At 45.8% G+C, this 26285-nt stretch carries 25 protein-coding genes; 10 read left to right on the top strand and 15 right to left on the bottom strand.

Going from position 1 to position 26285, the window contains the following annotated elements; translation table 11 throughout:
* Positions 1-9: 9 nt before the first annotated feature.
* The 3 genes from RJ41_RS01180 to RJ41_RS01190 are packed head-to-tail and all read left to right on the top strand — an operon-like array spanning position 10 to position 3764.
* Positions 10-1710 carry an amidohydrolase gene (locus RJ41_RS01180; RefSeq protein WP_039216365.1) on the top strand — a complete coding sequence of 567 codons (1701 nt, stop codon included), beginning with the start codon at positions 10-12 and terminating at the stop codon, positions 1708-1710.
* Positions 1707-3119, top strand: coding sequence for an APC family permease (locus tag RJ41_RS01185; RefSeq protein ID WP_039216366.1), 1413 nt, complete (start codon positions 1707-1709; stop codon positions 3117-3119). Before RJ41_RS01180 ends, RJ41_RS01185 begins: the two co-directional genes overlap by 4 nt.
* A 3-nt stretch (positions 3120-3122) precedes the next feature.
* Positions 3123-3764: an MBL fold metallo-hydrolase gene (locus RJ41_RS01190; protein WP_039216367.1), complete on the top strand. Its 642-nt coding sequence runs from the start codon at positions 3123-3125 to the stop codon at positions 3762-3764.
* Positions 3765-3910: 146 nt separating this feature from the next.
* Here the strand turns inward: RJ41_RS01190 and RJ41_RS01195 are convergent, their stop codons facing one another.
* Entirely contained in the window at positions 3911-4426 is a 516-nt protein-coding gene (locus RJ41_RS01195) for a lactoylglutathione lyase family protein (RefSeq protein ID WP_014950763.1), read from the bottom strand.
* Positions 4427-4593: 167 nt separating this feature from the next.
* Between RJ41_RS01195 and RJ41_RS01200 the strand changes: the two genes are divergently transcribed.
* A complete protein-coding gene (locus RJ41_RS01200) occupies positions 4594-5652 on the top strand; it encodes a LysR family transcriptional regulator (RefSeq protein ID WP_039216368.1) in 1059 nt (352 codons plus the stop codon).
* Positions 5653-5791: 139 nt separating this feature from the next.
* Here the strand turns inward: RJ41_RS01200 and RJ41_RS01205 are convergent, their stop codons facing one another.
* Positions 5792-6625, bottom strand: coding sequence for a class II glutamine amidotransferase (locus tag RJ41_RS01205; protein ID WP_039216369.1), 834 nt, complete (start codon positions 6623-6625; stop codon positions 5792-5794).
* 318 nt (positions 6626-6943) lie between these two features.
* Here RJ41_RS01205 and RJ41_RS01210 point away from each other — a divergent pair, with 318 nt between their 5' ends.
* Positions 6944-7921 carry a hypothetical protein gene (locus tag RJ41_RS01210; protein WP_240485704.1) on the top strand — a complete coding sequence of 326 codons (978 nt, stop codon included), beginning with the start codon at positions 6944-6946 and terminating at the stop codon, positions 7919-7921.
* Positions 7922-7931: 10 nt separating this feature from the next.
* Here RJ41_RS01210 and RJ41_RS01215 read toward each other — a convergent pair whose 3' ends face one another.
* The 9 genes from RJ41_RS01215 to rutA all read right to left on the bottom strand — a co-directional run bounded on the left by RJ41_RS01215 (position 7932) and on the right by rutA (position 18518).
* On the bottom strand, positions 7932-9434 hold the full coding sequence (locus RJ41_RS01215) for an NCS1 family nucleobase:cation symporter-1 (RefSeq protein WP_039216371.1): 1503 nt from the start codon (positions 9432-9434) through the stop codon (positions 7932-7934).
* Between the two features lie 345 nt (positions 9435-9779).
* Positions 9780-12098, bottom strand: a complete 2319-nt coding sequence (locus RJ41_RS01220) for a TonB-dependent receptor (RefSeq protein WP_039216372.1) — start codon at positions 12096-12098, stop codon at positions 9780-9782.
* 311 nt (positions 12099-12409) lie between these two features.
* Entirely contained in the window at positions 12410-13900 is a 1491-nt protein-coding gene (locus RJ41_RS01225) for a CoA-acylating methylmalonate-semialdehyde dehydrogenase (protein WP_039216373.1), read from the bottom strand.
* A 19-nt stretch (positions 13901-13919) separates the two neighbouring features.
* Positions 13920-14450 carry a flavin reductase gene (locus RJ41_RS01230; protein WP_039216374.1) on the bottom strand — a complete coding sequence of 177 codons (531 nt, stop codon included), beginning with the start codon at positions 14448-14450 and terminating at the stop codon, positions 13920-13922.
* A gap of 22 nt (positions 14451-14472) precedes the next feature.
* The gene (locus tag RJ41_RS01235; RefSeq protein WP_039216375.1) at positions 14473-15093 is read right to left on the bottom strand and encodes a malonic semialdehyde reductase; all 621 of its coding nucleotides are present in this window, start codon (positions 15091-15093) and stop codon (positions 14473-14475) included.
* 179 nt (positions 15094-15272) lie between these two features.
* Entirely contained in the window at positions 15273-16121 is an 849-nt protein-coding gene (gene rutD, locus RJ41_RS01240; protein WP_205622697.1) for a pyrimidine utilization protein D, read from the bottom strand.
* Between the two features lie 58 nt (positions 16122-16179).
* The gene (gene rutC, locus RJ41_RS01245; protein WP_039216428.1) at positions 16180-16563 is read right to left on the bottom strand and encodes a pyrimidine utilization protein C; all 384 of its coding nucleotides are present in this window, start codon (positions 16561-16563) and stop codon (positions 16180-16182) included.
* A gap of 132 nt (positions 16564-16695) precedes the next feature.
* On the bottom strand, positions 16696-17430 hold the full coding sequence (rutB, locus tag RJ41_RS01250; RefSeq protein ID WP_039216376.1) for a pyrimidine utilization protein B: 735 nt from the start codon (positions 17428-17430) through the stop codon (positions 16696-16698).
* Complete coding sequence (rutA, locus tag RJ41_RS01255) at positions 17430-18518, bottom strand: pyrimidine utilization protein A (RefSeq protein WP_039216377.1); 1089 nt, start codon at positions 18516-18518, stop codon at positions 17430-17432. Before rutA ends, rutB begins: the two co-directional genes overlap by 1 nt.
* Positions 18519-18826: 308 nt before the next feature.
* Here rutA and rutR point away from each other — a divergent pair, with 308 nt between their 5' ends.
* Positions 18827-19501 carry an HTH-type transcriptional regulator RutR gene (gene rutR, locus RJ41_RS01260; protein WP_039216378.1) on the top strand — a complete coding sequence of 225 codons (675 nt, stop codon included), beginning with the start codon at positions 18827-18829 and terminating at the stop codon, positions 19499-19501.
* Positions 19502-19588: 87 nt separating this feature from the next.
* Here the strand turns inward: rutR and RJ41_RS01265 are convergent, their stop codons facing one another.
* Positions 19589-20260 (bottom strand): Crp/Fnr family transcriptional regulator, encoded by a 672-nt coding sequence (locus RJ41_RS01265; RefSeq protein WP_039216379.1) that lies wholly within the window; start codon positions 20258-20260, stop codon positions 19589-19591.
* 86 nt (positions 20261-20346) lie between these two features.
* Between RJ41_RS01265 and RJ41_RS01270 the strand changes: the two genes are divergently transcribed.
* Both RJ41_RS01270 and RJ41_RS01275 read left to right on the top strand, forming a co-directional pair.
* Positions 20347-21252: a sterol desaturase family protein gene (locus RJ41_RS01270; RefSeq protein ID WP_039216380.1), complete on the top strand. Its 906-nt coding sequence runs from the start codon at positions 20347-20349 to the stop codon at positions 21250-21252.
* A 69-nt stretch (positions 21253-21321) separates the two neighbouring features.
* Positions 21322-21561: a VF530 family protein gene (locus tag RJ41_RS01275; protein ID WP_014950784.1), complete on the top strand. Its 240-nt coding sequence runs from the start codon at positions 21322-21324 to the stop codon at positions 21559-21561.
* A 74-nt stretch (positions 21562-21635) separates the two neighbouring features.
* On the opposite strand, the gene RJ41_RS01280 is transcribed toward RJ41_RS01275, so the two are convergent.
* On the bottom strand, positions 21636-22976 hold the full coding sequence (locus RJ41_RS01280) for a GntP family permease (protein WP_039216381.1): 1341 nt from the start codon (positions 22974-22976) through the stop codon (positions 21636-21638).
* 260 nt (positions 22977-23236) lie between these two features.
* Between RJ41_RS01280 and RJ41_RS01285 the strand changes: the two genes are divergently transcribed.
* Both RJ41_RS01285 and RJ41_RS01290 read left to right on the top strand, forming a co-directional pair.
* Complete coding sequence (locus tag RJ41_RS01285) at positions 23237-23755, top strand: gluconokinase (RefSeq protein ID WP_039216382.1); 519 nt, start codon at positions 23237-23239, stop codon at positions 23753-23755.
* A gap of 68 nt (positions 23756-23823) precedes the next feature.
* Positions 23824-24831 (top strand): LacI family DNA-binding transcriptional regulator, encoded by a 1008-nt coding sequence (locus RJ41_RS01290; RefSeq protein WP_039216383.1) that lies wholly within the window; start codon positions 23824-23826, stop codon positions 24829-24831.
* 178 nt (positions 24832-25009) lie between these two features.
* Here RJ41_RS01290 and RJ41_RS01295 read toward each other — a convergent pair whose 3' ends face one another.
* Both RJ41_RS01295 and RJ41_RS01300 read right to left on the bottom strand, forming a co-directional pair.
* Complete coding sequence (locus RJ41_RS01295) at positions 25010-25900, bottom strand: MBL fold metallo-hydrolase (RefSeq protein WP_039216384.1); 891 nt, start codon at positions 25898-25900, stop codon at positions 25010-25012.
* A gap of 63 nt (positions 25901-25963) precedes the next feature.
* Positions 25964-26212 carry a DUF1653 domain-containing protein gene (locus RJ41_RS01300; RefSeq protein WP_039216429.1) on the bottom strand — a complete coding sequence of 83 codons (249 nt, stop codon included), beginning with the start codon at positions 26210-26212 and terminating at the stop codon, positions 25964-25966.
* Positions 26213-26285 lie beyond the last annotated feature (73 nt).

The raw sequence follows: 26285 nt of genomic DNA on the forward strand, positions 1-26285 counted from the left end.
AAACTCACTATGAACTCTACATTGTCGGCACTGACATTTAAAAAGCACTCGCTTTCAAAATTGCTAACCGCAACGTTTGCAACAGCGGCAACGTTAGGTGCTATGACCACCACGCTTACGGTAGATGCTGCAACGCTAGTCGAGAACGTAAAAGGCTATACGTTAAATGAAAGTGGCAAACTGATTACGTTTAAAAACCTTGTCATTGATGAAGGCAAAGTAGTTGCATTAGATATCGACAAAGATAACACGCCTGTCGATAGCACTATTGATGGCAAAGGCAAAGTCATGCTACCCGGGCTTATCGACGCTCACGGGCATTTGCTTGGCTTAGGCGCAAACTTGTTGGAAGTCGATTTGCGAGAAAGTAGCAGTGCACAAGACGCGGCCAAGACAGTTGCCGAATACGCCTTTGCAAATGGGCAACAAGCTTGGATTACCGGGCGCGGTTGGAACCAGGAATTGTGGTCTGACAGAGCGTTTCCAACAGCGGCTGATCTAGATAAAGTAATTTCTGACCGACCTGTGGCACTAGCTCGCGTAGACAGCCACGCTACCTGGGTGAACAGTAAAGCGATGGAAATTGCGGGTATAACTAAAGACACCCCATCGCCTGCAGGGGGCGAAATCATTAAAGACGCTGACGGTAATCCTACCGGTGTTTTCATTGATAATGCATCTCAATTAATAGAAGCGCACTTGCCTAAAGCAAGCAACGCTATTTACGAGCAGCAATTACATGCAGCAGGTGAGCACTTACTAGCAAATGGCGTTACGTCAATGCACGATGCTGGCATAGACAGAGACGTTTACGATTTCTATTTAAAAGAAGCGGTAGAAGGTGACTTGCCTGTGCGTATTTATGCCATGGTGAGTGCGACGGATCCTGAATTAAGCACCATGCTAGGCAATGGCACTATTCGCGATAAAGACGACTTTTTATATATTCGTTCAGTTAAAGCTTATGGCGATGGCGCACTAGGTAGCCGAGGCGCAGCATTGCTTGAACCTTATTCAGATGCGCCGCATCAACATGGATTGCTGTTAACTCAACCAGAAGATATGACCCAACTGTTTACTACGGTAATTGGTGCGGGCTTCCAGCTTAACTACCATGCCATTGGTGATAAGGCTAACCATGTTGCACTGAACGAGTTTGAAACCACGTTTAAGAGTATTGGCGGCAGCGAACTGCGCAACCGCATTGAGCATGCACAGGTCATTGCGCCTGACGACCTAGCCCGCTTTTCTTCGCTAAAGGTGTTACCTTCCATGCAGCCTACTCACGCCACCAGCGATAAGAACATGGCGGAAGATCGTTTAGGAAAAGATCGTATGAAAGGCGCTTACGCATGGAAAACGCTACTCGATTCAGGTATTGCACTGCCTTTAGGCTCTGATTTCCCTGTTGAGCTTGCTAACCCATTTTACGGCCTTCACGCTGCGGTTACGCGACAAGACAGAAACAATCAACCCGTAAAAGGTTGGTATGCCCACGAAGCGTTAACCATTGAACAAGCCTTTAAAGGGTTTACTTTAGATGCAGCCTACGCAGGGCACATGGAAGATACCTTAGGCACACTAACGCCAGGAAAATGGGCAGACTTTATCTTGGTCGACCAAGATATTTTTACCATCGATGCCAAAGACATTTGGAAAACCGAAGTACACGCTACTTATGTGGCTGGAGAAGAAGTTTTTTCTAAATGAGTAGCGAAAACAAGAGCCTGTTAAGCAAAGGGATTGGCGGCATTGGCGCTTCCCTTTTGGTGCTAAATGGCCTTATTGGGGCGGGTATTTTTGCTTTGCCCGCTAAAATGGCCGCTGAGCTCGGCGCTTTCAGCCCTTACATCTTTTTGATTTTTGGCGCGCTAATGCTGGCCATTGTGTGGTGTTTTGGGCAGCTAGCGGCGCTGTACCAAGAAACCGGTGGACCTGTGGTGTACGCCCAGAAAGGCTTTGGCGACGCAGCGGCGTTTCAAACTGGCTTTATTTACTACTTGGCTCGCGCAACGGCGATTGCCGCCAACATGCACGTGTTATTGCTATACGCCGGCTATGTGTGGCCCGAACTAAATGCGGGAATAGGCAAATCATTCGCTATTATCGCGCTTACCACAGCACTAATCGTAGTGAATATTGTCGGCCTTAAGGCCGCCATGCGTTCACTCGATACTATCTCGGTGCTAAAACTGCTGCCTTTTGTGGCGCTTATTGCGGTTGGTTACTGGCAGCTCGATTTTTCTACTGCGCTAACACGTTCTTCGGAAACCGTTGTACCGGCGTTTGACACCATATCTGCTGGTGCCCTACTTACGCTTTACGCCTTTATTGGTTTTGAAACGGTAGTGGTCACAAGCGGCGAGACCAGTTCGCCGAAAAAAACCATACCTCGGGCATTAATGCTTACGGTTTCAGGTATTGCCATATTTTACTTTTGCGTGCAGTGGCTTTATTGGCACACAGTAGGGCCTGCAGAGCCGGATAGCGCACCGCTTATCGCACTCGCCAATATGATATTTGGCGAAACTGGGGCGCTTATAATGACGCTTACCGCCGTTGTATCGGTTGCCGGTAACTTACTGGCAAATATGATTTCTACGTCTCGGCTTACGTTCTCTATGGCGCAGCAGTCACTTATTCCAGGTAAGCTCGGACAGAAGTTAGGCGAGATTCACACATCCTTTGCTACCCCAGCAGTTTCCATATCAATACTGGGAATATTTGCAGGAGCTATGGCACTTAGCGGTAGCTTTGTGTGGCTGGCTATTTCAAGCGTGCTTGCACGGCTAGTGGTTTACGCCGTGTGTGTAGTGGTGCTGATGAAAGCTCAGCGGGCTTCCTTGCAAGGGGCTTCCTTGCAGAGCGCTTCTTCACAAAGCAGCATGCTGCAAGATACTTCTGAGAAAGGCGCTTACCTTAAAGGTTCTGAAGGCAAATTTTCCAGCCCTGTAAACCTGTTTCGACGTCTGATACCCTTTGTAGCACTAGCGGTTTGCGCATGGTCTATTGCACAGTCGTCAACCAACGCATGGCTATTTTTACTGGGTGAATTGGTAGTTGGCGCACTGCTCTATTTTTTTTATTTCGCTCAAAGCAACAAAGAAACAAAAGGTTAAACCGTGGAAATTCAAGTTATACCCGTTACGCCCTTTGCTCAAAACTGTTCTTTAATTTGGGACTCATCCACTAACAAAGGCGCGTTTGTCGACCCGGGCGGCGACATTGAAAAGTTGATTGAAGCCGCATCGAATAAAGGCGTGAGTATAGAGAAAATTATACTCACTCATGGGCACTTAGATCATGTAGGTGGTACTGTCGCCATCGCAGAGCATTATGGTGTACCCATTGTTGGGCCGCATATTGGCGATAAATTCTGGTTAGATGCACTTATGCAGCAAAGCCAGATGTTTGGCTTTCCACCGGCCCAGCCATTTGCTCCTAATGAGTGGTTAAACGACAACGATACCATTTCAGTGGGCAATTTAACGCTAGAAGTGCTGCATTGCCCGGGTCATACGCCTGGACATGTAGTATTGGTAGAACGCTCAAGCAATCGGGTTATTGTTGGGGATGTCATTTTCGCAGGCTCTATTGGCAGAACTGATTTTCCGCAAGGTAACCATCAGCAATTAATCGACTCGATCAAGCAGAAGATTATGGTGCTGCCGGATGATATGACGATTTACCCGGGTCACGGGCCAACCACAACGGTTGCGACCGAAAAGGCTACGAATCCTTATGTTTCGGGCCAATTCGGATAAAACCTCACGTTGTATTAGCGGTTGAAGAACAAAAAGGCGAGGTGCGTTGAACAAGCTTTTGCTTGTTTCGCCCTCGCCTTTCGCTTATTTAAAGCTTGCTATGCATTTGCTTAACGCAATGCCTAAAAAGCGTTATTAAGTAACGCTTATTCGTATGCACCGCTAGCATAATGCAACTCATAGCTGTGGCTATAAATTTCAAGGATGTTGCCAAACGGGTCTTCCATGTAAATCATGCGGTAAGGCTTTTCACCCGGATAGTAATAACGCGGCGCCTTCATTCTCTTTTTCCCCCCAGCAGCGACAATCTTTTCAGCCAAGCCTTCTACATCTGGGTCTTGAACACAGAAATGAAAGATACCGGTTTTCCAATATTCAAAGTTGTTTTCTGGGTTCTCTTGGTTGCTGAACTCAAAAATTTCAACACCAACACGATCACCTGTTGAAAGGTGAGCAATGCGGAATTTCCCCCAACCTGGACCAAATACATCGGTACACATTTCACCAATGGCCGAGTCATCTTCAACAATCTCGGTTGGCTTCATGATGAGGTACCAGCCAAGTACTTCGGTATAAAATTTCACGGCAGCTTCTAAGTCAGGTACTGAAATTCCAATATGAGAAAACGTACGTGGATACGGTGTTTTTACTGCTTCAGTCATCACTTACTCCTATGTAGTGCAAGTTATCAAAATGGCTTAAGCGGCGGCCTTTTCAAGAAGGCCAACTCGAACACCGCTTAAGTGAATGTGCATACATAGTAGCTAGACAAAGATTAAACATGAAATTATGATATTTTTTAAATTTAATAATTTTAAATTATAGAAAAATGATAAACCCTATTTGGCTAGACACCTTTATCACGTTAGTAGAAACGGGGAACTTTACGCGCACCGCAGAGCAACGATTTATGACGCAGCCAGGCGTAAGTCAGCACCTTAAGAAACTGGAAGAGGTATGTCAGTGTGAATTAGTCGTCCGTTTAGGCAAGGGCATTCAGCTAACTGAACAGGGCCAGCGTGTGTACCACTATGCCAAGGACAAGCAGGAAAAAGAGCAAGATTTTATTGCCAGCTTAAAGTTTGACGCCCCTTTTGAAGGTAAGTGCATAGTGGCCTGCTCAGGCGCGATTGCTCAGCGTATTTACCCTGCTCTGCTGGCACTGCAAAAGCAGCATAGCGCGCTTAATATTCACGTGGAAGTCGCACCTCGTCGTACTATTTTGTCAGGCATTGCGAACAATACGCTGGAGCTTGGCATTGTGACAAACCAGCCAGAGAGCGAAGATATACATAGTGAGTATTTAGGCGAAGAAGCATTGGGGCTTATTCTACCGCGTAGCCTACCTGATGCGCTTGCTGCGCAGATTCCTGAGTTATCTGAAAACGCACAGGGTTTTATTTCGGATTCAGGTTCAGGTTCGGGTTCGGGTTCGGGTTCGGGTTCGGGTTCGGGTTCGGGTTCGGGTTCGGGAGCAAAAGTAGCAAGCGTATCTGGAAAAGCAAAGAGCAAAACTGATGATGCTAGTTCGTTAAAAGACATCCTTAACCATCTAGGGCTTATTAATCACCCTGATGCTATGCACTACTTGCAGCGCTATTTTAACGATTGCGGAGAAGCTGAGTTAGCCAACATTAATCCGAATAAGCTACCTCATACCGGCTACATCAACCAACTTTCGCAAATTCTGCTGCCGGTAAGCGAAGGGTTAGGATACACTGTGCTACCCACTAGCACACTAGACTTTGTGTCTTTTGCCGACAAACTTACTGTCTACAAAGCAAAAAATGAAGTAACCGAGCCCCTATACAGTGTTCAAACACCCCACAGCGCTCTACCCGCCCGCTACCAAGCAGTTAAACAAGCCATCACCCAAGTATTGGGTTAAAAATGGGTTCAGAGTACATTATCGATCAAGCTAACCTGAGTATTGGGGTCAGAGTACATTATTACGCTGGGTTACTAACTCAGCGCCGAGCTTTTTGAGAGCGGGGCAATTAAAGTTACTCTGACCCCACAATTCGTGATTAGTCGTGAAGCGATGGATCTGGTGCAACCATTTCGGCTTCTTTTTTGTGTTCAGGGACATCCACTTTACCCGAGGCTATGACTTCGCCTTCCTGCCATAACTTCCACTCGCCCCGTTCGTAGATATCCCACTGTTCATCGTTTGTTAGCGGTTCAGTAGCAATAATGCTCACTACATCTTTTGGCGTGGTTTCAGCTGCAAAATCAATTTCCACCTCTACATCACTCAAACAAGCGGGGCCAAAAGGTGCTCTGCGGGTAATGCTAGCTAACTTTGTACTACAGAAGGTAAATAACCAGTCGCCATTGCTCAGTAAGCAATTGAATACACCTTGCTGAGCGTACTCCTTTGCAAGTGAAACTAACTTTTCAGCTAACTGCTCAGGCATAGCGTCTCGAGGGAGGTTTTGCCTAACGTTATTCATAATATCGCAGAAAAGCTCTTCGCTATCGGTATCCCCAACTGCTTCGTAAACACCCGTCCGGCGCGAGAAATTAGGTAGTTGTCCGTTGTGCGCAAACACCCAGTATCGCCCCCACAGTTCGCGAGTAAAGGGATGCGTGTTAGCTAAGTTAATGTTACCCACATTAGCCTGACGAATATGGCAAATCGCATTCTTGCTTTTTATAGGCAACTTCGAAACAAAGTCTGCGATGGGTGATGTGGCGCAAGGCTCGGGATCGTGAAACATACGCACGCCCTTCCCTTCATAAAAAGCAACGCCCCAGCCGTCTTTATGCGGCCCTGTTTCACCACCGCGGCGAGTCAGCCCGGTAAAACTAAAACATAGGTCAGTAGGAGTGTTCGCACTCATGCCTAAAAGTTCACACACAACGTTTATCACCTATAGCAGTTATTTCATTAAGTATGTCGAGAATACGCAAGCACTCGAGCCGAATCAATTCGACATTGGTCCGTAATAAAGGAGAAGCGGCAGACTTTACAACTCATTCACCTTTTTAAAGCCAATGACCTTCATATCACTTTATTTTAATTGAATTGCGTAAAAACGTCCGTTTTATGTTTACCTCCCCTTTCATTTGCGATAAATAATAATGATAATCAATTACAAACAAACTATTCTTTCATATATATGATGCGCTACCACTCTTTCTCGATTTATTCGCACTTCGTCATTGTTATGTGTTCGATGTTATTACCTTACACTTCTTTTGCTAACGAGGTTTCGCCTTCAACTCATATCGCTAACACTGGGAACTACGAGGTAAATCAAACCTTTAAGCATTTATTAAGCGAACATCAAATCGTGGCAATTGGTGATATACACGGCTCCGCAGCACCGACCGAGCTCTTAATCAACGCTCTGTCTGATCGTGATATATTTGAGAGTGTCAACGTTATTGTGACTGAGTTCGGTAATAGCCATTACCAGCCCGAGTTGGATGATTATCTGCTTAACCCCAATACAAAGGTTTCACTGCAAGAGTTAGAGCCTTTGTGGCAGGACAGTATTTATTTTATGGCGTGGCAATATGAGCATTACCGACATTTTGTGCAGACACTAAGGTTACTCAATGCATCGTCAAACCATAAAGTGCGCATAGCTCTAGCTGAACCAGAGTTTAAATGGGAAGGATTGAGCAAAGAGCAATGGCAGTCTCTCACCAAAACACGCATTGTTAACTATGAAAAAACTGTGAAGCAGATAGCTGAACAAAAAGATAAAGCGATTCTTCTGTTTGGCGCAATGCATACATTAAAGCAACCGGTGTCGTTAAAGCGCGGGGAAGCAATCAATGAGTTTGTGCCCTTTACTTCTAAGCTTAAGGACCTAAATATTGCGACAATATGGACCCATTTTTCTACATCGACAATACCTGACATTTCTACTCCTACGCTCGTTTTGCTTAACGAAAAGAATGAATTGAACTCCCCTTTATCCAGCGTTTCAGCACGATTTGCAGACGGCACAAATCAAAAGCTTTCAGACGTTGCTGACGCATACTATTACCCAGGCCCTTTGGACCGACATGCGCCAGTGCCTTTACGTATTAAACGAGACAGCCAGTGGCACCACGAGATGAATCGACGCGCCGCAATAGTTGACGAACGAGTCTCAGCACAAATCGCTAAGCAATTAGCTGAATGGCAAGCCAAAACCGACTAGCAATACGAAATTATGGGGAGGCGCTTTTTGCCTGCATGGTGACGGGTGCTCTGTTGGAGAGCAGCAGGTAAACCATGCTGGCGATGATTAACCCTACAAACCATGCGTAGGCGTAAAGCGTATCGAAAACGGCTGGCACGCTTTCTACAAACCCTGCCGCGTGCATAAAGCCAGGAATATTAGGCAAAATACCAATAACAAGTGCAGTCACCCCCGCCATGTTCCAACCGTTGTTCGCGCAATATTCGCCAGTGTGTTGAAATAGCGCATCTATGTTTAAGGTCGATTTTCTTAAGATAAAATAGTCGGCAATTAGAATACCCGCGATAGGGCCAAGTAGCGCAGAATATCCCGTAAGCCAAGTAAATAAATAGCCACCCGCGGTTTCAAGCAGCTTCCAGGGGAAGATAGCGACGCCGATACCAGCGGTTATATAGCCACCCATTTTGAAGCTTATTTTTGAAGGCGCCATATTCGAAAAACCATAGGCTGGGGCTACCATGTTAGCGGCTAAATTTGTGGTTAACGTGGCAAGTGCTAACGCAGCAAGCGCCAACACAACCCCCATGCCGCCCATTCGACCGGCAAGTGCCACAGGGTCCCAAATAGCTTCACCGTAAATGGTTACGGTTGCTGACGTTACCGCTACACCGATAAAGGCAAACAGCGCCATAGGTAACGGCAAACCAATAGCTTGGCCTAACATTTGGTCTTTTTGTGATTTTGCAAAACGCGTGAAATCGGGAATGTTCAACGCCATGGTTGCCCAGAAGCCCACCATGGAGGTTAAGCCCGCGAAGAAGGCTGTCCAAAACTGCCCTTCTTTGGCTCCACCTTCAACAAACTGAGACGGCGTTGACAACATTTCGCCAAACCCACCAGCATTAACGTATGCCCAACCAAGAAGCGCTAAGCCCATTAAGATCAAAAATGGTGCAGCAAAAGTTTCAAGCCAACGAATAGATTCGGTGCCGTGTTTTATAAAAACCAAATGCATCGCCCAGAAAGCGAAGAAGCACAGAGTTTGTGTGATATCGATACCTAAAAATGGTAGTGCCTGCCCCACAAATGCGTCGCCGCTCACGCTATTTAAAATAACGTAAATGGCACTGCCGCCTACCCATGTGTTAATTCCAAACCAGCCACATGCAACAAGCCCTCGGGCCAAAGCAGGAATTTTCGCGCCTTTGGTGCCAAATGCGCTACGTAATAATACGGGAAAAGGTAAGCCGTATTTTGCACCTGCATGACCAATTAGCATCATAGGTACAAGCACGATGATGTTGCCCAACAGTACGGTGATAACCGCTTGATACCAATTCATGCCTTCTGATACCAGACCGGCAGATAAGAGGTAAGTAGGTACACAAACCACCATCGCAACCCATAATGCCGCATAGTCTTTCCACACCCAGGTTCTGGTTTCCGCGTTGGTTGGCGCTAAATCTTCATTCCATAAATCGCCATCGTAATGGGAAGGTTTTGTCATGGTCTGATTGTTGGTGTTATCCACGATCTATTTCCTTATTGGGTTTGCTATTACTTGTTGCTTCTTTTTACACAGCGTCATGCTCGGCAAAGCGGTAGGTTAAAAAATGCATCAGCGCTCTCAACGGCGTAACGATTAGATTAGAGGCTCGCTGCTAACCTTTATTGGGGCTTGCTGATCTTTGGTGTACAACAAAGGTCAACAGCCCCTAGCAAAAAAGAAAAGCAAAAATACTGCCGCTTCGCGCGCTTTGTTAACGCAAAACCTAAATACCGTTTTGCTACGTCGGTATTTAGGTTAGCTACGCACGTTTCTTTTTAGAAGTAGGTAATACGCTTTATATTGTTAAATAAAGCGCAACTACGCTAATTAGAAATTACGTCTTACCGTTACGCCATACGTCCTAGGCTTCGCATAGGAAATCTGGCTGGTTCCATAAAAACCAGTTACGTCAAAGCCAATTAGTTCATGGTCTGAGTCAAACAGGTTATCTATATAAGCCGCTATTAGCCATTTGTCCTCAGCGTCTACCCAGGTTAAACGAGTATCAGCCGTGGCATATCTATCAATTTCATGAGCGGTAAAATTCCGCGCATTATGAAAGGTTTCCGACTGATAATTGGCTGACAGTTGGGCTGCCATATTGCCGTCGAAGGCGTCCCAGTTATAGCGAAGCATGGCAGACGCTTGATACTCTGGTGTAAATGGCGGTGTTGTATCAGCAAAGTACCCAGAAGCCACTTCTAAGTCTTCAACCACTGCATCGGTATATGAAAAGTTAACCATTACATCTAAGCTGTCTGTCGGGGTTAAGAACACTTCTAATTCAACGCCGCTAAATGAGGCTTCTTCGTTTGACACCACCCCCGCATTATTCACCCACGAAAACGACTGGTAATCGCTGTAGTCATAATAAAAAACATTGGCATTAAAAACGCCGCTTCCCTGCATAAAACTGTGCTTTAAACCCGCTTCATACGCAGTAAGCTCTTCAGGTTCGTATAAGCTGAAACCTCCTTGAAGCGGGGCATTGAAACTCCCCGCTTTTACGCCCCGATTGATGCCTGCATAGTACAAGCTATTACCCACACTGTATTCCAGCTGTAGCTTGGCCGACCACAGGTTTTGATCGTTAGAATCGACCAAAGTTTCTAAAGATGTTGTTGTGGTATCAATTTCAATGACGCGGTCGTTAGTATTCTCGTTTTGATACACATTACCCACAAAGTCTTTATCTTCACGGGTATAGCGTAAGCCACCAACCAGAACAAGGTCGTCAGTCAAGCTATAGTCTATTTGCCCAAATACAGAATAAGACTCGGTTTCAAGAAACACTAAAGTGTTATTTTCTTCACCGCCCAAGAAAAAGGTGGTGGGTGAACCCGCCAAGCCTTGGCTATAGTCTGTATCGATAGACAGATAATAAAGCCCCCCAACCCATTTCAAGTCAGCAGTTTCACCAGAAAAGCGAAACTCTTGGCTAAACTGCTCTATGGTGCTGTTGGACTGGAAAATAAGTTCGGGTGACGCGGTTTGGTCGGAGTCGAGGCCAACGGTACGTTTAAATTCTTTATAATCAGACATGGCGAAGAAATCGAATTCTTCGAAGGCATAGTCTAATGTTGCTGCAAGCCCTTTCGATTTGATTTTGTTTTGATCATCAAAAGCGAAGTCTTTATTTACTTTATTACCCGAACCATCAGGGTCGAAGTTACCGTTGAAGTCGCCGCCTTGCACAGGACGGAAAGGGTCGCCATTGAAGTTGCCGTCTACGCACACACCAGATTGAATAGTGTCACAGCCTAGCGGGTCGTCAGCAGCATAAATAACGTCAATTACATTGCCGTCGGCATCTTTTACTTCTGTGGTATTGACCACCTGATAAGGGCCTTCACTTTTGGTTGTATCAGACCAGTTACCGCTTAGTAGCAGCGAGCCTTCCTCACCAATATCAAACAGCAGTTGAGCACGAAATGCTTTGGTATCATCGTTGTACCCATCTTCCCCGCCTCCCACAGAGCCTAAACGGGTATCGGGTGCAGCACCGTCTTCATAAATATTCTCTAGTATCTCACCTTGTTGATTGGTAAACCCAGAAAAGCGACCATAAATGCCGTCTGCTATTTCGCCTGATATCGCCCCTTCGAAGCGGTATTGTTCGAAACGTGCGGCAGTAAATTCCGCGTAGCCTTCTGTATCTGCAGTAGGCTTGGCGGTGACCGTATTAACCAGTCCGCCTGTGGCATTTCTTCCGAATAATGTTCCCTGTGGGCCTTTAAGAATTTCGATGCGAGCCACATCGAATAAACCAAAGGTTTGTGCTTGGGTACTGGCTAAATAGCCACCGTCAACGTATACCGCCACCGGCGCTTCCGCCAAGTCAGCGTAATCGTTTTGCACCACGCCTCGAATATTGAAAATAGCACGCTGACCACCGATATCACCGGCCAACGATACGCCAGGGGTAAACGCGATAAGCTCAGTACTGCTTTCAAGGCCAAGCGCCTCTAATTGTTCACCAGAAAACGCAGTAATAGCGATCCCTACATCGCTTATATTCTCGTTGCGCTTTTGCGCGGTAACTTCAATACTTTCCCAAACATTCTCTGCAGCAAAGGCCGCTGGCGTACTTAACGCCATAGCTACGGTTAACGCCAGCAGACGCTTGTGTGTGTTTAACGTATGCATGTTTTACTCTCGTTTATAGTTCTTTTTAACAAGCCTTGCGGCGGTGTTGTCCCGATATTTTTATAAGAGTAACGGTCGACGTGAACTGCATATCGATTGCCACTGGGGTGCAAACCTAAGGCAGGACTGGAGAGGAACTGCCAAAGGCTTGCGGTTTTAAATTGTTATTATTGATGGCTCATGGCTGAGCCTAAATCTCTGTTCTTTTACCTGCTGCGAGCAACTATTTGTCATAAAGGCATAATAGTTACCTGGCGTGAGTAAAGTACTTATGGTCATTTATGGTTAATCAAGGTCAATACGCCATGACATTAACTTGGAAATGAAAAGCTCACTCCTTCTCGAATGCTGCTTGAAGGCCAACGTTGAGTAATGGTTTTGCGTTTGGTGTAAAAGCGTACGCCATCCGGGCCGTATGCGTGAAGGTCACCAAAGAGTGAGCGCTTCCAACCACCAAAGCTGTGATAAGACACGGGCACTGGCAGCGGTACGTTTATGCCTACCATGCCCACTTGGATATTGTCTGAGAAGTAGCGGGCAGCCTCGCCATCTCGGGTGAAAATACACGTACCATTGCCGTATTCGTGGCTGTCAATAAGCTGCATGGCTTGTTCCATGCTTTTAACGCGCATAACTTGTAGTACAGGGCCAAAAATCTCAGCTTTGTAGCTGGCCATTTCCGGCGTAACCTTGTCGATAAGCGTTGCACCTAAGAAGAACCCCGTTTCGTAGCCTTTTACGCTAGGGTTTCTGCCATCAACGACTACATCAGCCCCTTGCTCAGCCGCATTGGTTATGTAGCCTTCTACTTTCTCTTTGTGCTGAAGTGTAATAAGCGGGCCGAAATCGTTAGTCGCATCGTCAAAAGACCCTACTTTTAAGCTTTCCATGGCTGATTGCATTTTATCTACAATTTCATCTGCCACTTTGTCACCTACGGCAACCACGACCGATAATGCCATGCAGCGCTCGCCTGACGAGCCAAAAGCAGCACCTAAAAGCTGATTCACTGCGTTGTCGATGTCGGCATCGGGCATCACAATAGCGTGGTTTTTAGCGCCACCTAATGCTTGGCAGCGCTTGCCATTAGCATTGGCTTTCGAATAGATGTATTCGGCGATGGGCGTTGAACCCACAAAACTCACCGCTTTAATGCGCTCGTCATCTAGTATTTGAGCAACCGCTTCTTTGTCGCCATTTATAACGTTAAAAACGCCGTCGGGTAGCCCTGCTTCTTTGAGTAGCTTGGCTAAGTAAATGGCGCAGCTTGGATCTCGCTCAGAGGGTTTTAAAACAAAGGTGTTGCCGCATACAATGGCAAGCGGAAACATCCAAAGGGGCACCATGGCCGGAAAGTTAAATGGTGTAATTCCCGCCACCACGCCAAGAGGCTGAAACTCGCTCCAAGAGTCTATGCTTGGCCCAACATTTTTACTGTGCTCGCCCTTTAACAACTGGGGTGCACCACAGGCAAACTCAACATTCTCGATACCGCGCTGTAATTCGCCTGCCGCGTCGTGGCTTATCTTGCCGTGCTCCGCACCAATTAAAGCAATAACTTTATCGGCATGCTCTTCAAGTAAGCTTTTAAATTTGAACATAACGCGAGCGCGCTTACTCACTGGCGTATTACGCCACTCAACAAACGCATTTTGCGCGCTGACGATAGCGTCGTTTACCGTCGCTTTTGACGCCAGTAAAACCAGTTTTTCTGCCTCGCCCGTCGCGGGGTTATAAACATCTTGCATGCGCCCCTTTGGGGTACAGGTTTCACCGTTAATAAAGTGGCCTACTACTTTCATTATTTGTCTAATCCTTTAATTATGCGTCTTTGCACGCGCTGTGATAGCCGCGCTGATAATATAAAAGCGCGTCGGCTTCTGGGTCTTGCTTGATATCCACCACCTGGCAAAAAATAACGTCGTGAGTGGCCACACTTTTAACGTCTGTAATTATGCAATCGAAGCTTACTGCAGCATCGGCAAGTCTTGGGCAGCCGGTCGTCGATTCAACCCAATCACCAATTTCAAAGCGTTCGTTCATGGGCGCTTTACCACCGAATGTGTTTGAAATTAACTGATGCTGTGAGGTAAGGGTGTTGATAACCAAATGCGTGCTGTTTTTGAAAACCTGATGTACAGACGCACCGCGATTCAAACAAACCAGCAAAGTTGCAGGAGTATCGCTTACACTACATACGGCGGTCGCCGTAAAGCCTGCACGCCCTTCTGGGCCAATGGTTGTAACGACGTTTACCGCTGCCGCTAAACTCGACATACCTTCTCGATAAGCTTCGGGAGTTACCGGGGGAAGCACTTCTGTTACTGCGTTTTTTATTGCTGTAATAGTCATACAAATATCCTTTAAGTTGGCGTTACACGATTTGGCAGGCTTGCTCGAAACTTAAACGAGGCAAGCGTTTATGTAATTTCTCTTTATCGCCGTAGCCAATGTTCAGTAAGAAATTCACCTTCCACGTGCTATCTGAAAAGAAAGTCTCGTTGAGTAATGTGGGGTTGAAACCAGACATGGCGCCAGCGTCAAGGCCTAAGGCACGAACGGCGCTTATTAAGTAAGCCCCTTGCATAGAGCTATTGCGCATGGCAGTCTCATTGGCCGCTTCCGGGCTTGAAGTAAACCAGCTTTTCGCATCTGCATAAGGGAATAACATAGGAAGCTCTTCGTAGAACTCTTCGTCGTAGGCCACTATAACCGTACAAGGTGCAGTCATGGTTTGCTCAACGTTACCGCTTGAAAGGCAAGGTTTAAGTTTTTCTCTCCCTTCAGCTGAGGTAATGAAAACAAATCGCGCTGGGCTACAATTCGCCGATGTCGAGCCTACTTTTACTAAGTCGTACAGCTGTTTCAACACGTCTTCTGAAATAGGTTTGTCGTGCCATTTGGTGTGGGTATGCGCATCGGTAAAGAGTTGGGCTAGCCCAGCCTCGTCAAGCGGGCTAGTTGCTTTAAACTCTGTATTTTGTGTATCAGTCATTTTTAATTCATTCCAGTTTTATCAAATCTTTTAAACACTGCGCTATGTTTTCGGTTTTTTGCGCTTAGCGCTTTTTTAGCCATCACGTCATTGAGGCTGTAGCTTTGCAGCTTGTTTACAATGCATACGCCTCATCAGCTATAAAACACTCTAAAGCCTGATTCAGTGTCATGGGTACTTTAGGCCACTTGCCTCAAATACCCTCGCAGCAGTTCATTAAACGCAATTGGGTTTGTGATGCTTGATGCATGCCCGCCGTATTCCATCACCGACAATTCGGCGTTGGGCATAGCTTCAGCCAACATCAGTGAACGCTGCCACGGCACCAAGGTGTCGTCTTTGTTGGCAAGCGCTAGCGTTGGCGTGGTGATGGTGTGCAAACTTTTATCGATATCGAACGCACTAAGGGCACCAATGCGGGCAAACAGATTGTTTACGTCTGGGAAGTGGTTGAGTGAATGGGCCTCTTCCTCTTCCAAGTGGGCAGCATTTGCGGCTATCCAATCAGGCGGAAACAGCAGCAGCGCCTGAAGTTGCAGATACATGTCTTTTCTGTCTGCGGCCAATAATGCTTTGCGTATGTTAAAGCAGCGCAATGTGTGCGGATTTGCACTGCTCCATGCGTTTACCAGTACTAAACTTTGTAAAAGCTCAGGTTTAGATAGCGCAAGCTGAAGCCCTACCAAACCGCCCAACGCGTGACCAACAAAATGGCACGCTTGCACTTCGAGTTTATTAAGTAATGCAGCGAGTTCATCCGCCATATGTGAAATGCTGTAATTCTCTGGCAAGTCACCCACACTTTTATTCGTGCCATAGTGATCGTAAATAATCACTCTGTAGTCTTGGATAAAGTCAGCCAGTTGAGGCTGCCAAAATTTTGCTGCCCCGCCCAGTCCAGAACTAAACACAATCGTGGGGGCGTCAGGCGACGTCAAACCGTGAATCTCGTAATGTAACTTGTTGCCCACTTCACCGTTCATTTCGCCGCTCATGTGGGCGTAGCCTGCCTGCGCATCAGAATGCATAAAGCTCACCTATATAAAACCAATGGGCGCAGTTCGCGGGTAGTCCAAACATAACCGTCTACTCAATGTGCGCTACAGATGCGATTTCAATTAAGGCCTCTGGTTTTACCAGCCCAACTTTAATGCAGTAACGCGCCGGTTTTTCACCTGGAAAGTATTCGGCGTACACCTTGTTTACCGCGGCATAGTCATCCCAATCGGTAATAAAAATTGAGTTAAAGGTGACGTCATCCATAGTGCCGCCCGCTTCTTCGATAACACTTTTAATCGTTTCTAAAACGTGGCGCGTTTGTGCCTCAGCATCGCCCACGTGGACTACGTCGTTGTTTTCATCAAACGGTAAGGTACCTGACACATACAGAATATTGTCAGCCATAGAGCCTGGAACAAAAGGGGCTATTGGCGTTGATGTACCTGCTGGAATAATGGCTTTCTTTGGCATGTTCTTATCCTTTTCATTGCGCTTTCTATGCATTGCTGCCTAGCGCCTATAAGTGGTTTACTTCAATTCGTGCTAACTGATTTATCGTGTTGTTTTTGTCTGTGTGGCTAGTAGAAGCTAAGAAGAAAGCGCCTAATTCGCTCCATCAAACACTTCACAGAACTGCGCGGTGGTAGACACCCACCCGAAAAACGTTTGAATATTAAAAAGTGACGCCTCGTGAATATCCGGTGGACCAGCTTGATATGCGGCATCAGCCAACACCACACCAAAATATTCCAGGTGAAAGCCATCGCGCAGCGTGGATTCCACACACACATTGGTTGCAATGCCCGTAAACACTAAGTTGCGAATACCGCGGGCTCGCAGCATGCTGTCTAGATTGGTGTTATAAAAACCGCTGTAACGTGTTTTAGGGATAACGATATCGTCGGCTTGAGGCTTTAATGCGTCTACGAGTGCATAGTCCCAAGTGCCTTTGGCAAGCAAACTGCCCTTAAGCTCTGGTTGTTTACGCATGGTTTTAAGGGCATTAGATTTATACCAGTTCGGCGAACCTGGGCCGCCCGCCTCTTTATAGTCGGCATCCCATCCATTTTGTAAGAACACCACCGGCATACCAACAGCCCGCGCCGTTTCCAGCACTTTAATGGTATTCTCAATGACTGGTGCCGTGGTAGACACATCAAAACCCGCTTTATCTAAGTAACCGTTTTTACTGGCATAAGCGTTTTGCAAATCCACCACAATTACAGCAGTTTCCGCAGGGTTTAACGTCAACGGTTCAGGCTTAGCTGGTAGTACGGGCTGCCCTGTTTGGCGCGCTTGAAAGCACCCTGACACTTCAAATACTTCACCGGCAGACATTAGGCGGCTCCCGATGTTTCAAGTAGATGCTGACGGGACTTCATTAACGGCTGAATTTTAGTGCCGAAATCATCCATACCTTTAAGGAAGTCATCAAAGGTAAGCAGTACACCTTCACAGCCTGGCACCGTCGCTATTTCATCAAGCATAGAAGCGACTGATTCGTAAGAACCAACAAGGGTACCCATATTCAGGTTTACTGCTGAGGTTGGGTTGGTCATGTCTCGGATGTTAGTGTCTTTACCCGATTTCTTATCAGCAGCTCCTTGCGTTGCCATCCAGTCCAACGCTGACTGATCTTTGCCGTCTTTATAGCTTTCCCATTTCGCCATGGCGGCTTCATCCGTCTCATCGGCAATAACCATGATAAGTACCGCTGAACCTACGCTGCGACCGTGTTTTTCAGCCGCTTCAGTTAAGCGCGCTGCGGTTGGTGCAAAAGCGGTAGGTGTATTTACGCCTTTACCAAAGCAGAAATTATAGTCGGCATGACGCGCCGAGAAATCCATGCCTGCTGCGCTTTGACCGGCACAGATAAGTGGAATTTTTCGCTGTGGCTTGGGCAACATTCGGCAATCATCCATTTGGAAATGCTCGCCTTTAAAATCGCTTTTTCCGGTTTCCCATAATTCTTTGACTACCTGAATGTATTCATCCAAATACTCATAGCGGTTACCGAAAAATTCATCGCCCGGCCACATACCCATTTGTGAGTATTCAGGGCGTTGCCAGCCAGTGACTAGGTTTACGCCAAAACGTCCGTTAGAGATAGAATCGATGGTACTGGCCATGCGCGCCATGATTGCAGGCGGCAAGACTAGTGTGGCAGCCGTGGCATATAGTTGAATTTTTGAGGTAACTGCGGCAAGGCCTGCCATTAACGTAAACGACTCTAAGTTGTAGTCCCAAAATTCGGTTTCACCGCCAAACCCTCGTAGCTTGATCATAGAGAGCGCAAAATCCATATCGTACTTTTCAGCCTTCATTACAATCTCTTTGTTGAGATCGAAGGAAGGTTTGAACTGAGGCGAATTTTTAGAAATTAACCAGCCGTTGTTACCAATTGGAATAAATACACCTATATCCATGTTGTTCCCTCTGCTTGTTTGCGTTTTAAGCGGTTTACCCCGCTTTTTTAAGGTTGCCGAATTCAAAACATTGAAGTGGCGGTATACATAGTGAACAGCATAAAGCAGGCCAATTTATTAAATCTCTAATTTTCAACAACTTAAGAGTTATCGAAATTTAAATTAGACCCTTTGGTTCAATTTGGAACATCCAGTCCAGTGCAACTGAACTTAATTGGTGCATATTTGTGCAAATGGGTTTATAGGTGAGAAAACTGCGCGTAAACTATGCGCTAGATTGTAGAAATCCGGTTAAGAAGAATCGAGTAGTGAGCAAATCTGAAGACCAAGTAAATACAAAAACAGTAAGAGCATTTAGCCCTAAAACCCAAAAGCGGCGAGAAAAGGCGCTTCAAGAAAAGCGCACACGTATTATGGATGCAGCGCTATCTTTGTTTGCAAAAAACGGCGTTAACGGCACAACGGTAGAGCAAGTTTCTGAGTTAGCGAATGTCTCAAAAAGTAATTTATTGTATTACTTTAAAAGTAAAGAGGGTTTGTACTTATCGGTTATTACCCACCTTTTAGATGTGTGGTTAACGCCTCTTCAGAGCTTTTCAGCAGAACAAGACCCTATAGAAACCCTGAGCGACTACATTAAAGTAAAACTTGAAATGTCGAGGGACAATCCCGCTGAATCTAAGCTTTTTTGTATGGAAGTGGTACAAGGTGCCCCTCTTTTAATAAAGGAATTAGAAACGCCGCTCAAAACACTGCTGGACGCGAAAAGCGCCGTCATTATCGAATGGATTGAAGCGGGTAAGCTAAAGCCTGTTGATCCTATACACTTGATATTCAGCATTTGGGCCATTACTCAGCATTACGCCGATTTCAGCGTGCAGATCAAAGCCGTAACTGGTAAAGATTTAAGCGATCCCGCTTTCTTCGAGAGCACGCTAAGCGACATCCAGCACATTATTTTAGGCGGGCTAAAGCCAGCGTAATACTTGATGCATGAGTTGCCACGGGCGTGGAATAAATTTGAGGGAGGGTCTTTTGGCGCTCTCGCATGTGGAGCGCATTAACCGCTCTTACAATGGTAATAGTGACGAACTTTCTTTTAAAAAACCTTCCAGTCGCTCGACATGGGTAATAGCCACGCCCCCGTAGCGCTTTTCAATCAACTTTAGAGCATACAGCTTAGTTAACGATTTATGTGCGGTAAGTACGGTAACGCCCAACCTTTCAGCATAATCGCTTTGCCTTAAGGGTATAAAGACGTGCTTAGATGTAAGATACGATTGATAAATTAGCTTAGCTAACTGGACGTGAGTAGGTAAACGTCGAATATCATCCAACCTTTCCAGCGCCGAATGAAGCTTTATTGCCAGTGAACGGGTGATGAATTCTGTAATCGCTGGGTGTTGGCTTGTGAGAGAACGATAAGCAGGTTCAGGGATTTGTAAAACTTTACATTCCGTTAGCGCTTCAGCGTGATGCGTTCTTGCAAGTGATGCATATAATGTGAACTCGCCAAACGTATCTCCTCGTCGCAATACAGTAGTAATTTGATAACTGCCGTCCAGGCCATAATTACCAATCTTTACTTCTCCTGATACCACAAGAGACAACCCTTTGTTTTTAATTCCCCTTTCGTGGATGGTCGAAGTAGCCGCATAGGTTCTTAGCGTTCCAAAGGGCAAACAAAGCTCGACGTATTCGTCAGGCATAATGGTTTGCTGTATGCCGTGAATGTAAGACATGACATTCAAATCTATACAAGTATATATTCTCGCATGTTAACGCAATGTAAATTCACTCTCAACAATCTCTCGGTGGGAGTTATTACATGGGTTATCAATGGGCAATTTTAGCGGTTTTTATCACGTTTGCTTTGCTGGAAGCGAAGAACGGTAAGCTATTTAAAAAAGCGACAGAAGTGAGCGATGATGGAAAAGTAGAGCTCATAGGTACGTTACTCTTATTTATTGTAACTCAGCCACTGGTTCTATTTTGTTCTGCAACAATGATGGCACTAGCATTTCCCCAATATCAGGGAATACTTGTAGATTCCCCTATTCTCTTGCACATAGCGCTACTTTTGATTTTCGATGACATGATGCAATATTGGTGGCATAGGCTTTCACATTCCACTCGATTTCTTTACAACTTACATAGAGCCCACCATAACGCTAAGTACATGAGCGTTCGCATTATTTACAGAAATAACTTTTTCTATTACCTGTTTATGCCTTCGCTATGGTTTTCCGGTGCACTAATTTACCTAGGATTGGGTTGGACCTATGCCTTTTACTTGGTGATTAAACTTACCGTTATCACTGGCGCCCACGCGGAGTGGAAATGGGATAAGAGACTTTACAATATTCGGTGGTTACATCCTGTAGCCTGGGTAATTGAACGCACGATATCAACGCCTTCAACACATAGTGCGCATCACGGATTAAAAGCCGATGACGGCGTGACCAACTATAAAGGTAATTATGGAAACCTGTTGTTCTTCTGGGATGTACTATTTGGAACCGCTAAAATCACCAGACAGTATCCTGCACAATACGGTATTGAGGGTATGTTTTACGCCAACTGGAAAGAACAGCTTATTTGGCCGCTTTATAAAACACCGCGAAAGCCTAGAGTAGTGCGAAGTCCATCGACGAAAGTGAACGACGCTAGCCAACCTTTGATACCGAACACAAAACAAATACCTACGGGTGAAACAATTGAAAGTAAAGCCTAGCGCATTGATACGCAGCAAGTGGGTTCGTGCTAGAATAGGGTCTTAATTTAGAACAAGCAGCGGCACTTTATGAATCAACAACCTAATAATCCCTTACATGGCTTAACGCTAGAGAAAATCGTCACGCAACTTCACGAGCGTTACGGATGGGATGGATTGTATTACCGCATCAAAGTGAACTGCTTTAATAACGATCCTTCGATTAAATCGTCACTTAAGTTTCTTAGAAAAACCCAATGGGCGCGAGATAAAGTAGAGCAGCTTTATATACAGACGTTTAGTAATAATGCCTCAAATGGTGAATCTTAAAGCCATTTGAGCTGCAAAAACTTGAAACCGGTTTCCACAAAAACGATTCAAGTGGGTCTGAGCCGCTTGGGACATTAGACAAATAAACCAAGCATTAGTACGAGAAAAAGCCCAATAAAACCTATTAGGGTGGCCATACACGTCCAAGACACAAACGTGTCTTTCACAGAAATATCAAAATAACGGTTTACGATCCAAAACCCCGTATCGTTCACGTGAGACATGGCCGTAGCGCCTGCCGCTATTGCAATTGTCATCAGGGCGAGTACTGATGGTGAAAACGCCAGTTCCTGCACTACAGGGCCCATTAAACCAGCAGCCGTTAACATGGCCACCGTAGCCGAGCCCTGAATAATTCTGACTGAAATTGCGATAAGAAACCCGGCTGCCAATGGTGGGAGCGGCGATAATGCGACAACATCGGCGAAGACCTGCCCCGCCCCAGAATCGATGAGCACTTGTTTAAACATGCCACCCGCGCCTGTCACCAGTATGACTAAGGCAACCGGCTCTAACCCTCTTGATGCAATGTTTCTAATTTGTTCGCTTGATAAGCCTTGCTTCTTCCCTAGCACTTTAAAACAAGCAATGGTTGCAATGGTCAGGGCGATAAAGGGATGCCCAATAAATAGCAACGCCTCCTTCAAGACACCTTCGGAAAGCGTAAACTTTGCCAACGTACCCACCAGAATAGCCACTAGCGGAAATGTCAGTAGCGCCGCAACTGAACCAAAGCTGGGGAGTTCCATTGGCTTTTTATGTGAAGCTTCAATGATATGGTTTGGGACAGGTACGTGCAGGCGTTTCGCTAAAAATGTTGCGTAAATTGGGCCGGCTAAACAGGCGCAAGGAATACCAACGATAAAGCCGAACAAAATGACTAAGCCGATATCCGCCCCTAAAATTGAAGCTACCGCTACAGGTCCTGGTGTTGGAGGAATAAAAGCGTGAGTGACAGCGAGTCCTGCTGTGAGCGGGATTCCGTAATAAATAAGCGACTTTCCTGATTTCTTTGCTAACGAATAAATAAGAGGCATTAATATGATAAGCCCCACTTCAAAGAAGACAGGTATAGCAACAAGAAACCCCGTTAACACAACCGCCCACTGACTATTCTTATCACCAAATTTATTGTTGATAGTTTGCGAAAGCCTATCAATGCCGCCGGATTCTTCTAAGAATTGCCCGAACATAGCACCAAGACCAACAATGGTCGCTACAAATCCCAGCGTGTTGCCCATGCCTGACTGCATGGAAGCCAGTACGTCGGCCGCTTGCATTCCCGTACCCAGGCCAACAAACGCTGCTGCCACAAGGATAGCGATAAAAGCATGAACTTTTCTAACTACAACTAAATATGTGAGAAGCACAATGCTACAAATGGCGACAAAAAGAAGGGAAAAAGTATCGGTCATACGTGCTCTCTGGTACCTGTTAGTGACATTGTCTTCATGTCGACGAAGCCATAATACGGAAATCACCCGCTACCTTTACAAGCTAAGTTGAAAAACCCAGCCAATGTTAAATATTTATTAATACAAGATAGCTATCTGGTAACACTATTATAATCACCCCTTGAACGCAACCGGTTTCCAAACTAATATTTATGAGTAAGATGGAGACCAAATAACTCGCTCTTGATGTACTCCTGAATTTTAATGTAAGAGATAAGCTTATGACCCATTGCCATGTATTTTTCGTTTCGGGAGTTTCAGGGACGGGAAAATCGACATTGAGCCAGCATTTAGCCCAACGTTTTGACATGCCTTTCGAAGAAGGAGATCGTTACCATAGCGAGGCAAACGTAGAGAAAATGTCTTCAGGTATACCACTGCAGGATGCAGACAGATGGGAGTGGTTAATTACGTTAAACATGATTGCCAAGCAACACATTCACGCCGGCCGGAACGTGGTTATAAGCTGTTCAGCGCTGCGCTCAGCCTATCGTGACGTGCTAACCAAAGATATCGCGCCTCACTGCCACTTTATTTACCTTCATGCGTCACAGTCTGTGCTTAGTGCGCGATTAAAACAACGGGAGCATTTTTTTAACGGTGATGCTATGCTCGAAAGCCAGTTTGCAGCCTTAGAGCTGCCTTCTAAAGACAACGCATTCATTATTGATGTTACACAAACTTTCGAGTGTGTTTCTCAGCAGGCGGAAGACTTTATACGCCCTTTGATATCGAATTAAACATCACGACATTAACACTCACTTCCGCGCGGATTAGCGGACCTAGCAGCACATAAAAAGATCGAAGAATGAGTAAGGTAAAAAAGTCACGCACAAAAATATCAGACGTAGCCAATCATTTGGGGGTTCACAAAACTACCGTATCTCGCGCGCTTAATAATTCTAGTGGCATTTCTAAATCACTCGCCCTTAAGATCAAAAATGCAGCGCGAGAGCTAAACTATATTCCGAACCGCGCCGCCCAGTCATTATGCTCAGACAATAATAGAACCATCGCGTTATTGCTTCCGTCTTTTGGAAACAATGTGTTTAACGATGTGATGTTAGGCGTAAAGGCCGTTGCCGACAAAGCCAATTATGCACTGATGATTGGCGACTCGACCTATACCGAGCTTGGCGAGGAACGTACTGTCGAATCTTACATTCAACAGAACGTGAGTGGCTTCATTCTTACTTCGACGCGCCATACAGAAGAAACGAGAAAAATGCTGCTAGCCACAGGGACGCCTGTGGCCGAAATTATGGATATTTCTAGTGAGCCCTTTGATATTAACTATGGGGTAAATAACGAATTAGCAGCCCAATCTATGACCCAACATCTCATCGATAAAGGGCGCCGCAACATTGCTTTTTGCTCTTTGTTTTTAGATTGGCGCGCAATATTGAGAAAACAGGGCTGGGCAACCGCACTGGACAATGCTGAGTTGTCCGCCGAGCGATATGTTTCTTCTAGAGCCGACGCCACATTTCAAGCTGGTGCTGAGCTTCTTTCAGAAACACTGCATAAATGGCCGGATACTGATGCGCTATTTTTTGTGAGTGACGAGCTTGCTGCTGGCGCGGTGATGGAATGTAATAGACGAGGTATCAAGCCTGGTAAGGATATTGATATCTGCGGTTTCAACGACTTGAGTTTTGCGCGCTCAATTTACCCTGCCCTAACCACCGTATCAGTCCCGCGCCGTAAGATGGCAGAAATGGCAGCTGAATCATTGATATCGCTAATAGAGGGCGAAGACGTTGAACAAGCGAGCCAAGTTCTACCCTTTGAGCTTAAAATACGAGAAACCGCTTAGTAGACGTTTGGCAGCTTTAGCCCCTAGACTTGGTGCTCGTAAACCTGCGTTTCCTAACCTATTGTCTTTGAAGTTAGTCCTCAAAAACCCAGTGATAGTGCCATTTTAACGAAATTGCAGGGTCGTAAAGAAAACTCCCCTGCACACTCGCTCGATATTAAAGTGTAACCAATACTATTTAGGCATCAGTATAGAGTGTAGTTATCCACTTCTCTTCATTGATGAAATTCCAGCTCCAGTCGGCCCACTTATCGTCTAAGCCCATCGATTTAACTTCATCGAGGGTTTTGCCGTCTTGCTTAAGTGCCTTAACGTAGCTGAACGTTTCAGAGATCATAGCTAAAAATGCGCTGTATTCTTGCTTGTTACTGATGTCGCCGTGGCCAGGAATAATAACGGTTTCATCGTCTATTTTAGCAAGCAGCTGTTTTACTGAGTCCATATAGCCTTCCACATTACCGCCAGCACCTTGGTCGATGTAGGGAAAGCGACCATTAAAGAACAAGTCGCCGGTGTGCATAACGTTGGGTTGCTCGAACCACACTACGCTATCGCCGTCGGTGTGGCCTACTGCTAAGTGCATCACGTGAAGGGTTTCACCATTGAAGTAAATTTTTATTCCGTCTTCATAGGTGATAGTTGGCAGCGCTTCCGGTTTTATCTTTTCATCGTTAGCTAGGCGAACACGCACATTTTCGTGTGCCAGAATGGTCGCGCCTTTATGGCTGTGGAAAAACGCATTAGAGCCTGTGTGGTCGCCGTGATAATGTGTGTTTATCACATACTTTGGCTTGTCACTCCCGAGCTCACCAAGCTGGGCCGCTATCTTTTCTGCAAGCGGCGCAAATTGATCGTCGATGATCAAAACACCGTCTTCCCCAGCAGATACGCCGATATTTCCACCTGCACCTGTAAGCATGTGCACTGAGCCTTTTATCGCTGTCGCTTTAACTTCGACATCGGCAAATCTATCTTGTGCATTTGCGGGATTAATCGTTGAATAAACCAAAGGGCTCGAAGCAATAAACGCAGCCAAAATGTGTGCGCTAAGACGAGGTGCAGTTTTCATTATTATTTCCTTGTAAGAAGCCTGTTTATTAAAGACCTCTTACACTATGACCTAATTTCACAATTAGATCATTTTTTCATCATCGGGAATATTGCCAACATAAGCAAAACGGGTGAGTGTTTCTCCGTCTTTTTCAACCGACTCAACAAACATATCTAGGGGACGAACCCAAAGCGCTTTTTCGCCGTAGCATGGGCGGTATACCACTAGCTTACTTTCATCTTCTGAATGCGTCGCCACTTCGTATACATCGTATAAATTACCTTTGTAATGTTTGTAGCGACCAGGGGTTTTAAGTTCTTTCGAGTCCATAACGTCCTTCATTAAAGTGGGAAAAAATAGTAAGGGTTAGCCAACCGCTTTCATTTGCCAAAGATTAAATGGT

The sequence above is a fragment of the Alteromonas marina genome (assembly GCF_000808575.1).
In the GTDB taxonomy this organism is placed as follows: domain Bacteria; phylum Pseudomonadota; class Gammaproteobacteria; order Enterobacterales; family Alteromonadaceae; genus Alteromonas; species Alteromonas marina_A.